Origin of the sequence: Marinibium conchae, assembly GCF_015595035.1 — a bacterium.
Classification (GTDB): Bacteria; Pseudomonadota; Gammaproteobacteria; order Enterobacterales; family Alteromonadaceae; genus Glaciecola.
The window spans coordinates 25,076-45,751 of record NZ_JADNRN010000005.1 but is presented as its reverse complement, the minus strand read 5'-3'; the positions used below and the strand labels follow the sequence as shown (position 1 = coordinate 45,751).

At 41.3% G+C, this 20,676-nt stretch carries 18 protein-coding genes; 5 read left to right on the top strand and 13 right to left on the bottom strand.

From position 1 onward, the window contains the following. Positions 1-80 precede the first annotated feature (80 nt). The 7 genes from ISG33_RS16490 to ISG33_RS16460 form a co-directional block, all read right to left on the bottom strand. Positions 81-389, bottom strand: a complete 309-nt coding sequence (locus ISG33_RS16490) for a DUF2185 domain-containing protein (protein WP_195734750.1) — start codon at positions 387-389, stop codon at positions 81-83. Then, entirely contained in the window at positions 370-5,376 is a 5,007-nt protein-coding gene (locus ISG33_RS16485; protein ID WP_195734749.1) for an RHS repeat-associated core domain-containing protein, read from the bottom strand. Before ISG33_RS16485 ends, ISG33_RS16490 begins: the two co-directional genes overlap by 20 nt. Beyond that, positions 5,376-5,942: a hypothetical protein gene (locus tag ISG33_RS16480; protein ID WP_195734748.1), complete on the bottom strand. Its 567-nt coding sequence runs from the start codon at positions 5,940-5,942 to the stop codon at positions 5,376-5,378. The genes ISG33_RS16485 and ISG33_RS16480 overlap by 1 nt, the downstream gene beginning before the upstream one ends. Further along, positions 5,939-6,691: a hypothetical protein gene (locus ISG33_RS16475; RefSeq protein ID WP_195734747.1), complete on the bottom strand. Its 753-nt coding sequence runs from the start codon at positions 6,689-6,691 to the stop codon at positions 5,939-5,941. The genes ISG33_RS16480 and ISG33_RS16475 overlap by 4 nt, the downstream gene beginning before the upstream one ends. A gap of 409 nt (positions 6,692-7,100) precedes the next feature. Next, positions 7,101-7,913, bottom strand: coding sequence for a CLCA_X family protein (locus ISG33_RS16470; protein ID WP_195734746.1), 813 nt, complete (start codon positions 7,911-7,913; stop codon positions 7,101-7,103). A gap of 1 nt (position 7,914) precedes the next feature. Further along, complete coding sequence (fldB, locus tag ISG33_RS16465; protein ID WP_195734745.1) at positions 7,915-8,469, bottom strand: flavodoxin FldB; 555 nt, start codon at positions 8,467-8,469, stop codon at positions 7,915-7,917. Positions 8,470-8,471: 2 nt separating this feature from the next. Then, the gene (locus ISG33_RS16460) at positions 8,472-10,433 is read right to left on the bottom strand and encodes a metallophosphoesterase family protein (protein ID WP_195734744.1); all 1,962 of its coding nucleotides are present in this window, start codon (positions 10,431-10,433) and stop codon (positions 8,472-8,474) included. Between the two features lie 206 nt (positions 10,434-10,639). Here ISG33_RS16460 and ISG33_RS16455 point away from each other — a divergent pair, with 206 nt between their 5' ends. After that, on the top strand, positions 10,640-11,887 hold the full coding sequence (locus ISG33_RS16455; RefSeq protein WP_195734743.1) for a hypothetical protein: 1,248 nt from the start codon (positions 10,640-10,642) through the stop codon (positions 11,885-11,887). Between the two features lie 12 nt (positions 11,888-11,899). Here ISG33_RS16455 and msrA read toward each other — a convergent pair whose 3' ends face one another. After that, positions 11,900-12,442, bottom strand: a complete 543-nt coding sequence (msrA, locus tag ISG33_RS16450) for a peptide-methionine (S)-S-oxide reductase MsrA (protein ID WP_195734742.1) — start codon at positions 12,440-12,442, stop codon at positions 11,900-11,902. Between the two features lie 283 nt (positions 12,443-12,725). Here msrA and ISG33_RS16445 point away from each other — a divergent pair, with 283 nt between their 5' ends. The 3 genes from ISG33_RS16445 (at position 12,726) to ISG33_RS16435 (ending at position 15,465) form a co-directional block, all read left to right on the top strand. Beyond that, on the top strand, positions 12,726-13,115 hold the full coding sequence (locus tag ISG33_RS16445; protein WP_195734741.1) for a thiol-disulfide oxidoreductase DCC family protein: 390 nt from the start codon (positions 12,726-12,728) through the stop codon (positions 13,113-13,115). A 79-nt stretch (positions 13,116-13,194) separates the two neighbouring features. Continuing rightward, positions 13,195-13,938 (top strand): SDR family NAD(P)-dependent oxidoreductase, encoded by a 744-nt coding sequence (locus ISG33_RS16440; protein WP_195734740.1) that lies wholly within the window; start codon positions 13,195-13,197, stop codon positions 13,936-13,938. A gap of 105 nt (positions 13,939-14,043) precedes the next feature. Then, entirely contained in the window at positions 14,044-15,465 is a 1,422-nt protein-coding gene (locus tag ISG33_RS16435) for a sodium-dependent transporter (protein ID WP_195734739.1), read from the top strand. Here ISG33_RS16435 and ISG33_RS16430 read toward each other — a convergent pair. Together ISG33_RS16430 and ISG33_RS16425 are read right to left on the bottom strand one after the other, a co-directional pair. Continuing rightward, positions 15,447-16,301, bottom strand: a complete 855-nt coding sequence (locus ISG33_RS16430; RefSeq protein WP_195734738.1) for an NAD-dependent epimerase/dehydratase family protein — start codon at positions 16,299-16,301, stop codon at positions 15,447-15,449. The two genes, ISG33_RS16435 and ISG33_RS16430, sit on opposite strands and share 19 nt — an antisense overlap. Further along, on the bottom strand, positions 16,288-17,085 hold the full coding sequence (locus ISG33_RS16425) for a YggN family protein (protein WP_195734737.1): 798 nt from the start codon (positions 17,083-17,085) through the stop codon (positions 16,288-16,290). The genes ISG33_RS16430 and ISG33_RS16425 overlap by 14 nt, the downstream gene beginning before the upstream one ends. A gap of 268 nt (positions 17,086-17,353) precedes the next feature. Here ISG33_RS16425 and ISG33_RS16420 point away from each other — a divergent pair, with 268 nt between their 5' ends. Beyond that, on the top strand, positions 17,354-17,545 hold the full coding sequence (locus ISG33_RS16420) for a hypothetical protein (protein WP_195734736.1): 192 nt from the start codon (positions 17,354-17,356) through the stop codon (positions 17,543-17,545). Between the two features lie 38 nt (positions 17,546-17,583). On the opposite strand, the gene ISG33_RS16415 is transcribed toward ISG33_RS16420, so the two are convergent. The 3 genes from ISG33_RS16415 to yihG (ISG33_RS16405) are packed head-to-tail and all read right to left on the bottom strand — an operon-like array spanning position 17,584 to position 20,671. Further along, complete coding sequence (locus tag ISG33_RS16415; RefSeq protein ID WP_195734735.1) at positions 17,584-18,879, bottom strand: mechanosensitive ion channel family protein; 1,296 nt, start codon at positions 18,877-18,879, stop codon at positions 17,584-17,586. Further along, entirely contained in the window at positions 18,880-19,770 is an 891-nt protein-coding gene (yihG, locus tag ISG33_RS16410) for a 1-acylglycerol-3-phosphate O-acyltransferase, YihG family (RefSeq protein ID WP_195734734.1), read from the bottom strand. It lies immediately after the preceding gene. Further along, on the bottom strand, positions 19,757-20,671 hold the full coding sequence (gene yihG, locus ISG33_RS16405) for a 1-acylglycerol-3-phosphate O-acyltransferase, YihG family (protein WP_195734733.1): 915 nt from the start codon (positions 20,669-20,671) through the stop codon (positions 19,757-19,759). Before yihG (ISG33_RS16405) ends, yihG (ISG33_RS16410) begins: the two co-directional genes overlap by 14 nt. Positions 20,672-20,676: the final 5 nt, after the last annotated feature.

The following is a 20,676-nucleotide window of genomic DNA, read 5'->3' as shown; positions in this document are numbered from 1 at the left end:
CTCATAGACACCAGAGTGCCATTCATAATTTGAAATAGTCACCCTGCGCTGCACATTTTTGTAAAGTGTCAAAATCAAAGTTAACTTACAATTAATTCAAATTTCCCTGATATATGGTTACGTTCGACTTCAACTGGATAATCAAGTGACAAATATTGAATAACATCTGGCTCAATATCTACAATTGTAGAAACGTTATATAATAAAAAGTTATTTTCATCGTCAGCAAAATCTTGACTTTCGTCTCCAGAAAAAAATCTCCATCCGCTATCATCTGGTGATTCCGGCTCTTCCCTGTAAAAGTACCCTATGCTTTTTTTCAATTTAATTATTTCGTTGCTTATTACAACGAAGCCTAGTAAAGGTGAACTATTTATCTTTTTCTTCATATTTATGACTTCTATTGGTTGAGCGATCTTCTAATTGGTATAGGTCAGGATCATTTTCTTCCTCAATTACCTCTTCTCTCGTGTTAGCCTTTTTCTTGTGCATTTTCTTTCGTTTTTTCCACTCATTTCCTGGCTTATGGCCAATGTCAACCTGACCTGGTTTTAGGGGCTTTTTAGTATTAGGGTCTATCATATTCCCATCAGAATCTCGTGGCTGTTTATCTTTAATTTTCTTCAATGTCCCCTTACGTATCTTAACTCTATTCTTCACTGCACCGTCTGTTAATTGATCAAGAGCTATTGCATTGACTCTTGAAGCATGAGTATGAACGGCTGATCCCGGGGTCGAGTTCTCCATAATATAGCCGGAAATAATAAAATTTATTGAGGCTCCGGTCATTTTTGATGAATGTTTTCGCGACCGACCATCAGGATCTATATAAATATATGGGTTGTTACCCACATAAGAATAACGATTGAATGTGGTTATATCGCCTGTAAACCCAACCGGATCATTTGAGTAGAAACGCCCAATCACTGGATCATAATATCGTGCCTGCATATAGCTTAATCCAACATCGGTATCAAACTTATGCCCAGTATATCCTACTGCATCTTTTTCGCCTTCGATTACGCTACCAAACGGTGCATAGTGCTGGCTAGAACTTGAAGGGCTTTCACTTTTCCCAATTTTAGAGATTAACTTACCACCAAGGTAGATGTAACTTATTTTTCCTTTATTTGTCTCTCTCAGCAGTAAGGTACCCGACTGTGAGTAAACGCTATAGCTAGTACCTTTTGCGTCAGTCTGTTTCACGCGTCGGTTAAAACCATCGTACAAATAGGAGTTGCTACCTTTCGCACTAGTCATCTGATTCGCAAGGTTGTACTCCATTTCTTGGTGACTGTTGTGCGTCACGTTGCCGCGATTATCATAGCTGAAAGAAGTATAGTCTTTTTGTTTGATACCTGAACTGGCAACGGCTGTTAACCGGTTGCTATTGTAACTGTAGTTATAATGATTAATTCGGTCTTTCGATTTATAGTATGTGATATTACCAAAGCTATCATAGCGCATGACGCTGCTGCCAATACCGCTGCCACCAGTGGTTTGTATTAATCTATCGAGTCCATCGTATCTTAGGTTGGTTAACGAATAAGCACTATTAACCTTATCGACAATCGCCGTTACATTAGTATTATCATCATAGCTATAAGCTAGTTCAACAATTGCGTTACCTCCATTCGCGTACTTTAAAGAAGAGGGAAGTGCAGAACTACTATGTTGTCCTTGTGTATGACGTATACCGTTACCATAGGTAAATGAGCGCATTTGTCCATTTGCGTAGTACTTTACATCGTGGGCAAACTTGTAAGGCAAACTGCCAGAAACCGGTGGAATTTCTGCGGTGGTGGCTTGCCCAAAGCCGTTAGGTGCGTAGCTGACTTTCATGCCTCCTGGGTAGGTAATGCTTTCGGGGAATTTTTGTGCGCTATACCCATGTTCGAATTGATAGACTGATTTACCGGGTATTCTCACTGTTTCTCTGGTGAGTAAGTTTTGGTTGTTATACCTATAAGTTTGAACGATATTCCCTGCAGTGAGCATTGTAAGATTACCGTTATTATCTCGCAGATGCACAACGTCGGGCGTAGCATTGCTTGTTGGATAAGTTGCTGAATATAAGTCACCCAAATTATCATATGTCATGGTTACGGCGAGGTTGTTCGGTTTCGATATACATGCTCGCGTTTTTGGGTTGTATGCCACGCCTTGCGCTTGCCATATCAATTCACCCATACTATTGTGATTTAATGCGGTTGCACCCACGTCGCTTCGCACTATTAAGCAAAGATTGTTGTTTGCATCATAGCTGCGATACTCAGTTTGTGTTACCGCTTGATTAGCTTTTCCTAAACCGGACTGAGTTATTGTTTCTATGTTGCCCCACAAGTTGTAGTCCATTTCGGTAGTAACGCTCTCAGGGGAGGTTATAGTTAACGCATTTTGATAGCTAGGGCGATCATACGCCAAATACTGAGTAGTGGTTTGATTGCCATTGCCATCAGTAACGCGCTTAGTGTTATTACCTAAGTATTCTTCATACACAGTATTAAAGCCGGTAGACTTTGTACTCGCCATGCGTCCTAGTGCATCGAAATTAACGGTAGTGCCTTTAGTTTCACTACTATTGATACTGGGGCGTGAGGAGAAGGTGGTTTGATTTCTAAAATTGTACTCAAATCGTTGGTAACGACTATTACTATTTGTAACCAAATCATCGCTCTTACTCTTAACAAGGCGGTAAAAACCGTCATAGTTTTCAGTCGTTCGCATTTTTAAAGAAGAGCAAGCAGTTCTTTCCGCATTCAGCTCACAATGCTCAACGATACGCTTTGGTTCATCTTCCGAAATCCAAGTAAAACGTAAATCGCTCCAGTTTTCGTCGGCACTTGCATCATTTTCATAGTCGATGTAGGCGATATTGCCCATTTCATCATAGCCGTAATGAGTGTGAGTGCCATTAAAGTCGGTTGTGCGTGTGATCCATCCATTGTCATCCACTATTTTTGATAGGTGCATGTTATGGGCAGTGTAGCGTTGGGGGACGAACACATTAGTAGCGTGACCGCGCTTGTAATCGCTAAACAATACCCAGCGTTTTACATGTTTATTCGAATACATACCTACATTCATTTCTACTTTCTTTAACTTACCATTTTTTCCAATATTACTCATATGGTAGCTTTTAAAGGTTTTACGCAATTCTCCAAGCCAATGTTCTTGATAAGGCATCGAAGGGTAAGAGGCATGAGAGTTACTGTAATACTTTATCTCAGATAACAATGTACCGTCCGTTGCTGAGTTCATTTCACTATCACTGACATACACCTTTGATGGCTGATTTAACAACCACTGATTTGTGTCATGAATAAATGTTTTACCAATATATCGTTCAGCGACATCAGATTTCTGAGAAAAGCGCGTAGGTACATCGTAGTCGTTATAGCCGTCTATTGTTTCTGAATAAGTGGAGTTACTGTTGCCATCGTAATAGATAGTGGAAACAGCCGCGATATTTTGATTTTGCACAGCGCCATGGGCTTGTTCAAACCTTTCCCAACCCGGACACGGGGTTGATTTCACCCAACTTTTTTGAACTGGTGAAGTGAGCTGACTACTAAATCCGTATTTTCTGATTGCTGGTCTAGTAGTGCAATGTGTAACTTCATGGTAATCATATCGCTTACTCATTTTGATGTTTTCGTTTTCATCAAAAATTGCAGAATAACGAAGTTGACCATCGGTGAACCCGTAGCGCCTATCATAGTATTTGACCTCTACCGCGCCATCGGGATGCGTAATAAAAGTGGCATTCATGTGTTCAGGCTTATCTTTAGTTTCCAATGGAATAAATGGGCCACTTGGGTTTGTGAAGTTACTCAGTTTATTTCGCTCCGTTATGAGGGGATTGTCCCCTAAGAAGTAACCCTTATTGGTTGAGTACTTATAGCTCCATGTATACTCTTTACCATCAGCGAAAGTGAGTGTTTTTGAATGAAGTGCAAATAGCTGTACATGAATTGGCAATACATATGACTGAAAAGCTTTTCCTTGCCCAAACGGGTTGAAGTTTTCTACTTTAGGGATTTCAGCTTTTCCCATACAGCGCTCGCTTAGCACAAACTCGCCACTTACTTTACTTGGGTGCGTTATAGTAATGAAACTACCAAATCCAAGGCTACTGCATGAGTATGGCATCAATGGATTGGTTTGGGTATGTAGCCCTAGAAGAGACCAGAATCTTAAGCTCCCGGGCTTACCATAATCAAACTCCCAATTAAGTTGGTCAGGTTGAATCACTTTTGCTAGCATGTGGAGGCTTAGATCACTGTCTCTTTCATATTCGTATATCCATGTTCGCCCGTTAGCTTCAGCTGATGTGAGTCTTCCGCTGGTAAATGTAAGGTCGATTTCTCGGCCATCTGTGGAAGTAATTTTGTCTAGGTCGCCATTGCTATCATAACTATAATTTACTTTGTTGCCGTAGCGGTCTTCTATTTCAGTTACTTGTAAAAAAGCATGAATGTTGTCCATCTTTGCGTTTTGATTTCTACGCAGCGCCTCAAAAGCTGTTACAGCCTCGTCATTTGGAGCGTGCAAGGGAAATTCACAATAAGCGTTTCTATCGCTTCCACAGCGCCATTCTTCTTTTGTTAAATAATGATGTTTGCGGCTCTTTATTTCTCTTTTATGCCTAAATTTATACTTAGTACCGTCGGTAGTTGTTACCAAGAAGCCTTCGTTTCTGCTTCCTTTGTTTAGGCAGTCTACTTTCCAGTTTTTACTATTAGTGAGAACGCCATTTTTAATAGTAATCTGAGCCGAACCTTTTCCAGGGATGGAGATCGTTCTAATGTTTGAGTAGTCGTGACTCCCTGTTGTGTAGAGCCTCTTATCTCCAAACACTTTACCAATGACTTTAGAGAAACTGGGGCGGTGAGTTTTTGAGCAAGCCATGCCCATTAGCCAAGGTGAATTATCTCCAACCTGTGAAACCGGAATACCAGCTATGGGCCGAATATAGCTGCCGCGAACATGAGGAATGGCTAAACTCCAATTTCCTACTTCTAACGATTCTTTATACCAATTATCGGGGTCTGACATAGTTCGCTGTAATGCAACAGGTATATCAAAGTTGCCAGGAATACTGATATCAGTGTGAGTGAAACTTACTGTGCCTGTGTTCGGATCGATGCTGTCGCCCATCAAAGCAGTGGTAAGTGTGGTAACGTCTGTTTGTACGTTATTCATTTCACCATAGTTGTAGGTAAAAGCACTCGGCGGGACAAAAGGGTCTCCGTCTTGTTGTGACTCGTTAATCTCTTTATCAATAAGTTGCTGTGCGCTTATGCTACTTACAAATAAAGCGGACAAAATACCTAGTGAGCAAATCCTTTTAAATGCGAATTTGAATCCTTTCATTACTTTTTATCTCCGTTTTCGTCTGTTTCTGCAACGGGGCTACCGAGCAAATCAGTGTGAACAAAAGTTAGATTTGCAGGTGGTAAACCATTCGTAAAGTTTCCTGAATCGTCGTCTTCGCCACTCCCATTCCCTCCTGAAGTTCCGCTAGCGCTTATCGTTATAAGCGCGCTACCTGCGAAAATATAACTACCACCACCGAACGAATTGCACGTGTATGCGTAAACGCGATATGTGTATTGGGTGTCGGAACTTACATTGGTATTAATGTATACGTCGAGTGAGCGCCCATAAGCATAAGCTGTCGACACCTTAGAACCATTTGCATTATAGCCGTCAATTCTAAACGGGCTCATTTCGTTGCCACCGAAAAAGCTGAACGAGTAGCTACCTGAATTACAAGAAGTTGCGCCATATGCTTTCCAGGCCACGGTATGATTCGGTGCATTATTCAGGTGGCTAATAACCTGCATGGGAGTAATAGTTACGTTGGCTCTCGCAATAAATGGCATGCATACTAAAAAGCAGCAGATGATTGTCTTTCTAAATAGGTGTTTGAGTATCATAATAATGGCTCTGTTCCTTCGGGTGAATTCGCTGCTCTTTGTTCAAATAAAAAGCTTTCAGCAGGCTGTAAAATAGGATTGTTTTGATTAGTGATTACTTGCTTATTGAGTGCATTAATAAGTGTATGCTGTGTTAGTTGTGCTAATGGTAAAGTGTGTTTTGAATAAGGATCGTGATTAATAACGAGTAAAAATTGCCTTTTTTCATGAGTGAAAGACAAGCCAAATAATAAGCCTGCGTCGCGCACTTCCAAGGCAGAAATACGAGAACTGAGTATATGACTAAACTTGTTCAATGGAGTGTTTTGGTCTGTAACATATTCGCTATCACGCCCATAGTTTTGCGCTGAGTTATTTACAACCGAAGATAGTAAAAACGAAAAGATAGAATATATACGGTCTTGGCTTGCACTTTTTGACTGGGTCTCAATTGCTGGCCGTGATAGGCATGATGAATCATCTTTATTTTTTATGGCATTGCCAACAATGCCAGATAATACCTCGAGAGATTGGTGTGCACCGCCACGAGCCAAATAAATACGCCGATTAGCGGTATAGATGGTATTTCTCAAAGCTACTGCTGTGTCAGAGCAAATACGGTTTTTGGTATCTGTAACTAATTTGTGTGAACTTTTAGGTAAGGTAGAAGCTTGTTGGTTTGATTGTGCAACTGCTTCGCTTGCAAAAAGCAAGCAGCCAGCGGCAAACAGAACATGCCGCTTTTTGAGGTGATAAGAGTTGCAAATCATATTGCATTCCTTTGCTTGTGCTTATTATATTTAAACGTCGAAAACGAGCGCCACTAACTGTATTACTTTGTTATATGAGACCATTTCGACATGCGCTTATTCCATAAAGCGCGTGGAAGTTAATGTTTTAAATAGCGATTGTCAAAGAATTTATGTAGGAAAGTTAGTTTTAGTTATATTTTTAAACTTTAGTAGTGAAATAAAAGTCTAGTGTTGCTCCGTGCTCAATGCGTACCCAAGCATCCTTACCATCAATTTTTGTACCTAACAATATCGGCATACGTACAAATGGCAGGTAAGGCAAGAATGCTCGAACTAATTCAGCTATAAAGACGCGGTGAGTTATGTTGGTAGATACTTTGTGCTTGAAACTGTATTAAAACAAGACAGGCTTTTATTACTTATCTCATTACCTATTTTCCAACGCCGCCCCTAGCCAATGAAAATAAGTAAATATCGCTTGAGATATCTCTTCACGTATTTCGCCATTGGGGTAAATTCCCAGTTTTGCTTCTGCGCTTTGCATAGTGCCTTGGACTAAAAAAGCATTTTTGATGGGGTGGTTTTGTACGCACGCTTCAAAGGCTCGGGCTCCCACTTCTTGTGGCCGTGCATAATAGAAAGACTTCATTTTTTGATCAACAAACACGCTAGAGCGAACTAATTCGCTCGGTTCACTGTTGCTATTCTGTAGAAATATAAGCTCGAAGGCTTTTGCTAGTTGCTGATTTAGTGGATGCTGCACAGCTTGCTGTTGTTCATTGATCCATATTTCTGTAGCGAAGAGGTTACTGCCGCGAAGCGAATACATTTTTTTCGCTATGTAATGGTCAAAAGCATGAAACCATTCATGAGCCAGTGCCCCGGCTCCAGCATTTTTTGCCAAAGACAATTGTTTCTTAGCACTGTTGTAATGTGCGCTTGCGAACTTCTGGCCACCAACACCAAAGCCTAAGGAAAGTGAACCGTTCAACGAAATGACATTCTCTGGAACTTGAAGGATATCCATGAGATCGCACAAGGCATCAAAAAAAAGATTGGCGGCAATACGCTTTTCTTCTTCTGTTACCCATTTTCCAATTTCGATTGAGCGAAAGTGGAATAATCGAATGATATCTTGGAAGTTAACATCAGCGCCTGCTCTGTGATCATCGCCGTTACGATAGAAGGTCTTGTGTAGTCTGCCTTTTTTGGGCGTTAACGCGTGTTGTTGGCTAGTCATATTACTGACTGTCGCTTTCCCATTCCTCAACCAACTGCTTACACCATTGCTCTATGCGTTGGTCGCTAAGCTCGAATTGATTTTCGTCATCTAGCGACAAACCTACAAAAAAGGCTTCATCTTCACTAAGTGCTTTTGAGGCGGTGAACTCATAACCTTCATTTGGCCAATAGCCGATAATGTTACAATCAAGAATAATAAGCTCGTCGTGCAGCATGCCTAATGCATCTTGAAACCAATCAGCGTAACCGAGTTGGTCGCCAAGGCCGAACAATGCCACTGTTTTGTCTGCGAGCCTGAGGGTTTTGATGTCTTCCCATGTCGATTCCCAGTCTTCTTGTAGTTCACCAAAATCCCATGTTGAAATACCGTAAATGACAAGATCGTAGTGAGTCGACTTTTCAAGTGAATGTTCTTTAATATCAAACATGGCAACATCTACACTCTGATCGGCTTGGCTGAATAGCTTTTCGAGTTGCAGTTGAATTTTTTCACTAGCCATTTCGGTATAGCAGGTGGTTGAACCATAAAAAATAGCTACTTGCTTTGTACTCATTATTATTTGCTTGCCTTGGTTTTCTTAAAGTGGATGTCGCGACCATCGCTGCACAATAGCCGGCAGTCTACTTCACTTGCATCTTCGTTCAAGCTTAGTAGGCCAATGTTGCATTGATTCACTAATTTGCCCTTTTTACCCTCTGGCTGACGCTGGCGAACAGACATGTTTCGTCGCTTAGTTAACCAATTTAGTGGTGAATTATGCCCATAGAACCAGCGATTTAAATTGTCGAACCAGCGTAATAGTGGTGCCGGGAATTCGTTATGAATGCCACTACTGGTAAATTGAGTGATCTTAGGACTGTTGCGCCTAAAGCGGAGTTTAACATCGTACACGAAGGAATAATGCACATCGCCCGACAAAATAATGAAGTTTGGCGGTGTTTTAATGTGACGAAAGATATTTAGCATCACACTTGCAGTGCCTCTGTGTGCCATCCAGTTTTCTGCATCGACGGTAAGCGCACCGCCAAAAATAGTAAATATTTTTTGCACCATTTCAATAAACTTAACGCCATAAACAGGCGCCGCCGACACCATTATTACCGATTCTTTGCCAATGATACTCTGTTGTAATTCGCACAGCGCCTCCCAATCCATTAGGCCAGAGGGTTTATTTAGCGACGATTCAGAACGCCATCGCTGCGTGCGGGTATCTAACACATGAATGGGCGGGCTAGTATCCAGTTGATAATGCCATTGGTCAAAATCGAAAATGAACTCTATGAGGTCCTCGTGCTTTACCGCACATAATTGCTTGGTGTTAGCATCAACTATGCTTGATGAAAAAACCTCATCGAAACGACGAAACATCTCACTCATTTTCTCTTTAGGGTTTCCGCAACCTTGGCATAGAAAATATGCGGCCATCGCATTTCCGATAATGCGCTTGGAAAATTTGTGACCATACACTTGTTCTTCCCAGCCTCGGGTGAGGTTCCAATCATCCGTTACGTCATGATCATCAAATATCATGTATTGCGGCACATGCGCTAGAGCCCGACGAACTTGACCTAAGGTGTCAACAAACTGCTGTATTAATTTGCTTTCTTTGTGATAAATATCTGCATGTTTCTGCGCTAAGTTCTTTTTCTCGAGTGATACATGTCGCCAAAGCACAGGTGACCAACATAGCAAGTACATTGCAAGCATTTCGCTTAAAGCGATGAGGTGGTTTTTCGCATTCACTGAGGTGAATACGGGCTTTCTTTTCGCTGAAAAAAAAGCTTTTTCTAACTTGTCATTGCCATCAATTGCGGGCAGGAGTTGCTCGCGTTGATAATAACCGTCGGGGTGTTCGATTAAATCCTCGAGATTATCTACGGTAGCACCTTCAAAGTTTTCAGTGTGCAAGCCTAATAGTTCAATTACTTGGTGGATAGCATGCAGCATAGGCCCCGCCACATCATCAACGTAAACTTGGTCACCAGTCATCAGCATCATATCGGGGCGATGTTGCAGGTCGTTATCATTGTTTTTATCGCACTGTAGCGCAGCGAGTTCCTGCTCTACAAGTGTATCGAGTCGTACAAGAGCATCTTTACCATCAAAGTGTGGCTTTCTGCACGAGCCTTGTGCAAGATTACGAATTTGCTTTTTCAGGCGAAAATTTGGTAGCGCACAATTCTTGTAAAGAATTTCGCTAAGCTCTGACAACAGGCTTTTTTCTTGTGATTCAGATTCATCAGCACTCATGTCGACTAAGTCGTAGAAATATAGCTTATCTGGATTGAGTATAGCGTCGCCGCTGATTGATATTAAATGGATATAGCAGTGTTTTCCTACACAAAATGTACGTTGGGAGTGCTCAGCTTTATCGAGTAAAACGCTGTCTTGCTGCTCGTCGAATAAACGAGCTTCTATATTCATATTTGACTTGCTGGCAAGCCACAAGACAAGCTCGTTGGCACACGTATGACGAAGAATTGGACCAGCAATAATTGTTGGCAGTGATGCTTTCAAGATTAGGTGTTCCCTGTTTTATACAGCTGGACATAATTCTTATGCTTAGCGGCGCTGTGCATATGCCCATAAGCGATATATACTTTGATATATATGCTAGCGATATCAACATTTTAGTTTCTTTTTAAAAGCTTCGCTAGCGATGCTCAAAAAAACGTGAAATTTGCCAAAACAAGGCGCTAAATTCGGATTACATCAGACACAATATGAACAGAACTAAATCGAGCTCAAAGACCCATTCCGCCAAGCTGCCAGCCCTCAGTATTTCGCTTGTTATTTTAACTATTTTCTTTATACAGGCTTGTGAAAGTGATAGTTCAACTATTCATAGTCAGATTGCGCAAAGTATCGAAAACACTGAGTCTGTGGAGCCTATGCGGCTTGATGGACAGTGGTTGCTAGAGCCTTACGGTGATGTGATGCTCAATCCTCAAACCTCAGGTTTAAAATATCACAACGGCAAACTTTATAGTTTATCAGATGCTAGTGCCGACAGGAGTCAGATTAAACGTTTGCATGAGATTGATATGGATTCTGCTAAAATCACTCAGAAATTTGGACCAAGTAGTGTGCATGAGCGCGTTCAAAATAGCTGTTTTTATGACTATTTACAAAACGCGCCAGATTATGAAGCTTTAGTACCCGTTCACGACAATTTAGCAAGTGCCAATGCTCAAAGTACATGGGTTTTTGTCACTGAAGATGCGAGTCGGGTAGCGCCACTCAGCCCAGCTTGTCAAACCAAATTTGCCGCCACTGGCTCTACTCTTTATCCGACCTTGCTAGTAAGAATGGAAGTTAACGGGGCCTCTTTGGAGTTAACTCATGTTCGGGCTGTTCAATTTCCCACGAAAAAAAACCTCGGTAACAACAGTTTCGTAGAAGTGGGCGATTTTCCAAACGATGGTATTGAAGGCTTAGCGCTCACCCGCGATGGTAAATTATTATTAGGCTTGGAAAAGGACGCTGCCGGTCAGCCGAGAGTCTTTTCAATAAACATGAATGAAGACTTTTGGTTGCAAGATGGCTTTGCGGTTGCAAAAGACACTGAGTTACTTTTACCTAAATTTGAGAGTGGAAATCACCCAATTAATGGCATGGATGTGTATTACCCCGATGATGAAAGTCGCGGTTACTTGTTAGCTGCGGCGCGAAACGATAATGAGCTTTGGGTAATCGACTTAGCGAAAGAAAAAGCAACGAAACGTATCAAGCTAGCGTTTACTGCACCCTCTCGTTTTGCTGATAATCCTGACTCTCGGTGTGAAGCTCGGTATCTAATGAATAATGCCTCTATAGAGGGCTTAGCAGTAGCAAATGGCAGTATATGGATGGTGAACGACCCATGGAAAATTAATTACATGAAGAATGTACAGTGTGAAGCCGACGCTGCCACCTTTGAAAAGATGGCACCGCTTATTTTCCAAATGCCGGTGGCAAGCTTAGGACTGTAAACAGCTGAGCTATTAGTCTGCGGTCTTAAGTTTACTGGCAAAGGTTTTTTTGAATTTTGCTAATTTAGGCGCAACCACCATATTACAATATTGATTTTGTGGATTGTTTGAAAAATAGTCTTGATGATAGTCCTCGGCCTGAGAGTAATTATCGACAGGAAGAACTTCGGTCACTACGGGGTTTGGCCAAATTTTCGTATCTTCGATTTCTTTTAAAATTTCTTCGGCCGCTCTTTTTTGCTCACTATTGTGATAATAAATGCCACTGCGATATTGGGTACCCACATCGTTTCCTTGTCGATTTAGTTGCGTCGGATCGTGCAAGGCGAAGAATATTTCTAATACTTGTCGCAGACTAATGCTGTCGGTATCAAAGGTAACTTGAACCACTTCATTGTGACCAGTAGTACCGCTGCAAACTTCCTCATAACTGGGATTGATTGCGTGTCCATTTGAATAACCCGAGTATGCCGAAACAACCCCTTCAACGGTATTAAATGCAGTTTCTAAACACCAAAAACAACCACCACCTAGGGTAATTACATCATGTTTCATTTCTATTCCTATTGATTTATATAATGCATTATTGATATGCGTAAACTGGCTTTATTAGTTAAGTATATGCGTTTTTCAGGATAACGGATTTCCACAGCTTTCTACACAACTCTTCCTCGGGCACAACACTTAATCACTTACTACAAGCATTTTCGCTTCAACTACAAAAGCTTCGTGACAAAAGTACGCGACAAAGGCCTTTAAGCGTTTGTCATCTATTATGGATTAATCATCGTACTAATTGACTGATTCAGCAAGATGATGAAGGAATAACTTAGCATTTATGGCTTTCACACTATTTTACGATGGGCTATGTCCTTTATGTGAAAAAGAGATATCACATCTAAAAAAACGCGACCTTAAGGGGCTGATTGCTTTTGAAGACATTTCGCTACCAGATTTTCAACAGCGCTTTCCTCACCTCGATGTCAACGATTTGGAAGCTATGATACACGGGCAACTTGAAGATGGCAGCATGATCACCGGTTTGGATGTCACGCACAAAGCCTGGAGCCTTGTTGGGGTAGGGTGGTTATATGCACCTTTAAGATGGCCAGTGATTCGCTGGTTTGCAGATAAAGGTTATTTGTTCTTCGCAAAACATCGCCACAGCATTTCTTATTATTTAACGGGTAAACGTCGCTGTGACCCGGGGCGTTGCAATCTGAAATAACCCAGTTTAGCCCATACCGGAACGTCATGATTATTTGGTAGGAAAACCTCGGTAGCAAACAACTAACATAGAGAAAGATATGACTAAAAATGCATTAGTGATAGGCGCAAACGGCGGCATTGGCAATGAGGTCTTGAGGCAATTAGTGCAAGATGAGCACTACGAAACAGTGTTTAGTGTTGCTCGTTCAGCACTTGTTGGTAACCATGCCAATAACAGTAAAGTGCAGCATAAATCAATGGACACTGCAGACGAAGGGGAGGTGAAGAGCTATGTTGATGAACTTCGTTCTGCGGGTAAAAAGCTAGACCTAGTTATTTGTACAACAGGTATATTGCATCAAAAAGGCGAGGGCGAGACGCCGCTAAAACCTGAAAAGCGCTTGGAAGATATGAATAGTGCCCAGCTAGCTGAGTATTTTCGGATAAATAGTATTTTGCCTGCAATTTGGTTACAGCACTTAGTAAAAGTGGTTGCCAAAGAAAAAGCTGCAATTGTTTTTTTAAGTGCACGCGTTGGCAGTATTACCGATAACTCCTTGGGTGGCTGGTACGGCTATCGTGCGTCGAAGGCTGCATTAAATATGTTGTTGAAAACGGCAAGTATTGAGTACAAACGACGCGCAGCCAACACGTCTTTGATGTGTTACCACCCAGGTACGGTAGATACTGGCCTATCAAAACCCTTTCAAGCTAACGTTAAACCTGAAAAGCTCTTTACTCCAGAGTTCACCGTAAGCCAGTTGCTTTCAATCACCGCCGAATTAGATGCAGAAGAAAGCCCATTCTACCTAGATTGGCAGGGGCATACTATTCCTTGGTAAGCTAATCTGCGTTGGCTAATTGCGCTTTGGCTCAAGACTTTTTATTATTAGGCTGTTAACATCGGTGCAACAACACTGAGAAAAATAATAAAAAGAAGGATTGTTATGAGTGGTTCAAGGGAGCAATTTGGCTCAAAGTTAGGATTTGTGCTTGCTGCGGCGGGATCGGCGGTAGGAATTGGAAACCTTGTTGGTTTTCCAGTTGGGGCAGCAAAGAACGGCGGTGGTGCTTTCTTGCTGATGTACGCAATTTTCGTTGTGTTCATTTGTTTACCGGTTATGATGGCCGAGATGGCGGTAGGGCGTAATAGTCAAAAGGACCCATTGGGTGCCTATACTTCACTTTCGGGCAATTCACGCCCATGGCGTATCGCAGGGTGGTTATCCGTAATAACGCCCTTTATGATTGCCGTTTTCTACCTTGTTATCACCGTTTGGATCTTCGGTTACCTCTATCAGTCTGTTACCGGAAACCTTGACCAACTTGTCCTGGCCAATACCTTTGGCGACTTCATTAGTGGAAATACCATTTTCGTTTATATGGTGGGCGTACTTGCGATTGTCTATTTGATTTTGCAAGGTGGAGTCAAACAAGGTATCGAGAAGGCAGCTAAAGTACTCATGCCAGCTTTGTTAATCATGCTCATTGGTTTGGTTATCTTTGTGCTGACTCGCGACAATGCTATGGCGGGTGTTGAGTTTTATCTCGTTCCAGACTTCTCAAAAATAGATGCTGGCGTTGTTAATGGCGCTTTATCTCAAGCCTTCTTTTCTTTGTCGCTGGGAATGGGAATTATGATCACTTACGGCAGTTATATTGATAGCAGAGCCAACGTGCCGAGTTCGGCTAAATTAGTCGCACTTACTGATACCGCTGTTGCTTTCACTGCAGGTTTGATGATTCTACCGGCAATTTTCTCGTTCAATCCGGAGGTAAATACCGAAGAGTTAACCGATCAGTCGATTGGCATGATATTTTCTTACCTTCCACAAATTTTCTTAGAGCTACAATCAAGCATTAGCTACGTTGGAGCAAGCATTGTTGCTAGTCTGTTTTTCTTACTCGTGTTTTTTGCCGCTATTACATCCTTGGTCTCAATCTTTGAAGTGCCCGTTGCTTCTCTTATGAGTGAAAAAGGAATGGGACGAAAGCCCTCTCTGTTGCTATGTGGAGCCTTGTTAGTGGTTTTCTCGGTGGTTTGCGCTCTATCGTTCGGACACACTGAATTTTTCACGAAGTTCGTGGTTTATGCTGGCGCTGATAAGTCATTCTTTGATGTTGTATATGATGTTTTTTATGACACCATTTTGCCACTAAACGGCTTCCTAATTTGCATTTTCGTGATGCATCGCTGGAAGAAACATAATTTTAATGAAGAACTCGATAAAGGGGCGCCAGAGTTTAAAAAGAGCTTGTTTGAACGTTATGTGAACTTCTCGGTAAGCACTTTTATTCCTGTTTTACTCTTGGCTATTTTTATTAATACTGTGGCCCTGAAGTACTTCGCTTACTCTTTCTTCGGATAAAGCATATCAAAGGGCGAAGGGAAGTCTAAATCAAGCGCCAAGGAGGCTAAGGTATCCTTGGCGTTTATCCATTTACCATCTGCCACTTGCCTGTCATCTAAGGTAAAGCTCGGTTGAGTAATACCCAACTCTTTAGCGCACCAAGTGTAATATTCCTGCCGGCTTGGGTGAGAAAGGCTGCACAAGTTCATCGCTGAGAAACCTGTTATGTGCTTACGAGATAGCAGCGCCTTGATACATTTTATGACATCGTTTTTGTGAACTAGGTTGACTGGGTTTTTCCCCAAGCTAATATCATTTTTCTTTGCAAGGCTATGCACAGGATGACGCTCATTATCCACTAAACCTGCCAAGCGGAGCACATCTAACCGGAGGTCTTTGCTTTTAGCATGAGACCTCAAGTAGCGTTCGATGTCTGCATGCGCGTTTCCAGACTCCGTTTTGGGCGATAATTCAGTTAAATTGTTGACCTCACCTAATACCTTTCCAAAAACAGCAGTCGTGCTGATAAAAATGATATGCCTAACACCACATTTAATCGCGTAGTTGATTAGCTCTTTCATTTTGTTGACGAATTGCTGAGGATCGAAGTGTTTCCTGCCAGGTGGAATGTTGAGTATTAGGCTTGCATTGGAAAAATAGCTATCGTTAAGCTCATTTGTTGAACTTGTGTACAGATCAAAAAAGAAGGTGGAAATACCTTCTTTTTTTAATAGTTGGGCTTTCTCTGTATTGCGCGTGCTACCCGATACCGAGTTTCCGCAATCTAATAATTGCGTCGCAAGAGGGCTGCCTAACCAGCCCAAGCCCATTATTACCTGTTTATGCCTTGTCATTGAATGTGATTAAATCCAAATCCGATAAGCCTCGTATTTTTTGTATATTACTCTCTGTCGCATCGATAGTACTAATCATTTCACATAGTTTTTCTGTTTCACGTTTCAGCATTTCGCCTTGACCTTCCACCTTAGTTTCTATTGCTTCACCCATTTTTTCCATACGTGCTTCAAACGAAGTCATCGATGTGTCGCCTTCTCCACTCAACATATTTTTACCCATCTGAATGAAAAACTCCCCCATGGCTTGTTCAATAATTTCTGAAACGAACTGGTCTATTTCTTCATCAAAATTAGCACCTAAGCCTAAGTCATCTTCAATAACTTGGGTGTCAAAAGTAAGGTAATCAGGGTTTTTGTATACATGGCTTTTTAACCCTGTGTAAAGGCTATCTAATTTATCTTCCATGTTTGTAGCGGCTAGGCTATCTTCGCCTAAAAAGCCGCGTAGTACTTCGGATACGGCAAAGTTGGCTATTTTTACGCCTTCAGCAGCTACAGTCATTACCTGAGGAATGCTATCTTGAATTTCGTTATAGTATTGCGCTACCCATTTTTGCTCTTGCGCGGATAAGCTAACGGCTTTGCCATCTAAATATAGCGAATAATCAGGAGTTATTTTAACTATTCGTTCACTCTTGGTCTTTAGACTGAGAATTTTTTCTGAAAACTTGATGTCTCCGTTTAAATCTACGTTGCACTGCTCATTGTTGAAGTCGTAGGCTTGTGCGTTAAATGCGAAGAGGCTTGTGAAGGCAATAGTTGTTACGAGTGTTTTTTTCATGATGAAATCCTTTGTAAGTGGTGTTTTTTGCAATGACTAAAGTGTTAATAGCAATGCTTGTTCCATTATTTAATATTCAATTAAAACAGTAACTTGTATTTTTGCCTTGGCTTTTAGTACGGTATTTTTTAATTTTTTTAAGCAAATTGCTTAAGTGTTAGCAATATTGACCAAGATCAACTTCAATAAAAAAACAGCATACTCCCCTGTGACTCTGACGCGCTTTAGTGCATAATACCGCCGATTTTTACTTTCAATGGGAACAGGTATGAACGGTATTCTTAGTGGTTTATTATTTGGTGCGACTATACTGGCACTGGTTTTGGGATTATCTTGCATTGTTATGGCTGTTTTAAGTGGAAAATCGGGCGCTGAAGGAATGCGTGAAAAAATTGAATATGGATTTATGGGTGTTTCTGGTTTGACGATAACCGCATTGCTCGGCTATGCAGCCGCATAAAAGATAGCAGTAACAAATAGCTTTAAAAAAAACGCGCCTTAGCGCGTTTTTTGCTCTAGACCAGACACTCTTTGGTAGGCTCTTAGTTTGAATACAGGTAATATCGCGAGCACGTGGTCAAATATATCAGCCTGTATAGCTTCGTACTTTGTCCATTCTTTTTCTGCGCTAAAGCAGTAAATTTCTAGTGCTACCCCTAATTCGCTTGGCTTTAACTGCCTTACCATACACGTTAAGTCATGATTGATTAATTTGTGATGTTTCAAATACTCACTTAAGTAAGCTCTAAAGGTGCCTAGGTTGGTTAAACGCCGGCAATTGAGGATGTCTTCGTTAGACAATTGGCGTGAATTTCGGTCGTTCTCTAATTCGCACTTCTTACTCGCGAGGTAGTCAGTTAACAGTTGCATTTTTTGCCACTCTCCTAGTAAGGCTTCATCCGCAAAGCAAACTGAATGCACGTCAATGAATATAGAGCGCTTTATGCGCCGTCCACCAGATTCAGACATTCCACGCCAATTTTTTACGGCATCGCTGGTTAACGCGTAAGTGGGAAGGGTTGAAATTGTTTTATCCCAATTTTGCACTTTCACAACGTTTAAGCCAATTTCTAGAATTTCGCCGTCGACGCCATATTTCTGCATTACAATCCAGTCACCGGTGTTGAACATGCGATTTGCAGCTATCTGAATGCCAGCCACAAAGCCTAAAATGGTATCTCTGAAAATCAATAACAAGACGGCTGCAATAGCAGTTAATCCAGACAGCAAATAAATGGGGCTTTTACCAATGAGTACCGAAAGTAATAGGAAAATAAGCACCAGAGTGAGCAGGAGCTTGCTTACTTGTACGAAACCAGTAATAGGGGCCTTTTTAGCTAATTGACTTCGGCTATAGATATCTTCAATGGCGTTTAGTACAGCACTTAGCGTTAACCATATTGTAATTAACAGGTATATAGCACTAAGCGTGTCCAGTGCTTTGTATATGCTTTGTTCACTGTCGAAGTATAAAGCAATCGACGAATAGACGATGAGGCCCGGAACGATGTGAGAAAAACGACGAAAAACCCCGTTTTCAAGTAAGCTGTCGTCCCAAGTATTATTTGATCTGGCAACAAAGCGCATTACTTTGAAATGTAAAATAAAGCGTGCAATTGCCAAACCAACAAAGGCACTTAAGGCAATCAGAGTGAGAGCAACTAAATCAAAGGTAAAACTGTTTTGTTCAAGCACGAAACCTAGTTTTTGAGATAGCTCTACGATAGTCGATACCAATGATGGGGTAGTATCCGCGACAATGCTTTGTGTGTTGTCTAGGTTTAAATTTTGCATTTAATCACCCATCCACGCTTTCATTCGTTGATTTTTATTTGTCCAAAGCTCATTCAACCAAATTTGGAAACCATTTCTGAACTTTTCATTTTCAAAATAATTACCAATAATCTCTTCCGACACCGGCAGTACTTTTACATCAATAACGATGTGGGTCATATCACCACACAGCATGTCGGTCATTGGGTGACCTGAATTGCTTGGGTAGGCTAAAGTAATATCTAGCAATGAGCTAAACTGCTCACCCATTGCGGCCAGAGTAAATGCGATACCGCCAGCTTTTGGACGCAATAAGTGCGAAAAAGGGCTGTTTCTTTGCTGGGCTTTTATAGGCGTAAAACGTGTGCCCTCTACAAAATTGATAACTGACGTTGGGCTATCAATAAACTTTTCGCAGGATTTCTTCGTTGTTTCTATGTCTTTACCTTTAAGGTGAGGGTTTTTGGCAACAAATTCTTGCGTATATCTTCGCATGAAAGGCATATCAAGCGCCCATGCGGCAATACCAACAAAGGGCAACCAAATCAGTTCTTTTTTTAAGAAGAATTTTGGTGGAGAGGTATGCATGGCACAAAATCTAATTAGCAATATGATATCTAAATAACTGATATGATTTGCGATAATTAAATACCACTTGTCTTTGCTCAGAGCCTCATCCATTTTAATTTCTATCTTGATATTATTGAATAACTTAATCAGTCCGACACTAATCACGCTAAAGGTGAAATAAAACCAATGCATTAGTCGGAGCAGTGCTTTACTGACAAAAGGAATAGGAAGGATGAAACGAACAATGCCAAAACCAAAAATAAGTAATCCCCACAGTCCTAAGTTGGTCATCTGTAAGACAAAATGTATAGGGAAGATGATGTAGGGTTTAAGTGACTTCATTGTTTTGCCTTTCCATGAGTTCTAATTCCTTGTTTTTGTTTTCCCACATAGTATTTAACCACGACTGGAAACGTTTCTTTTGTTCAGGGTCGTCAAAGTAGTTACTCGAAAATACGCCCTTTTCAAACAGCTCTTCAATCAACACTGTCTTGATCGACACGTGAATTTCGACAACTTTACCACTTACGAAATCCCAGTAAGATGGGATACCCTTCGGGTAATATATGGTTACATCGACCAGTTTGTTTAGCCGCTTCCCCATTGCACTTAGGACAAAGGCAATACCTCCTGCTCGGGGCGGAAGAAGCTTGCTGTATTGTTTTCCCGACTTTTCCCATTTATGTGTGTTAAAGCGCGTACCTTCAATAAAATTCATGACACTTACGGGTTTATGTTCAAATTTTTCACATGCGGCCTTTGTTGTCTCTAGATCTTTGCCTTTCAGGTGTGGATTTTTCGCTAGGAAAGCCTTCGAGTATCGGCGCATAAAGGGGAAGTCGAGTGCCCACCAAGCAATCCCAAGAAAAGGTACCCAAATAAGCTCCTTCTTAAGAAAGAATTTTAAAAATGGTATCTTGTGATTAAAAATGCGTTGTAAGACTAAAATATCTACCCAAGACTGGTGATTTGATGTTACCAAGTACCAGTCTTTGGTGCTTAAGTCTTCAAGCCCCTTAACTACGAACTGAGTTCGCGAAAACACTCTTTGATTCATATTGTTAATTGAAATCCAAGCGCTTGCACATCCATCAAGGGGAAAAGATACCGCTTTCTGCCATATCTTGATCGGTATTACTTTTAAGAAAGAGAGTATGAGGATAGGGATTACCCAGAAAACGGTATTTACAAAGTACCCTAAAACTGACAGGGTGCCATTGAATAGATGAAATATAGTGCTCATTGGTC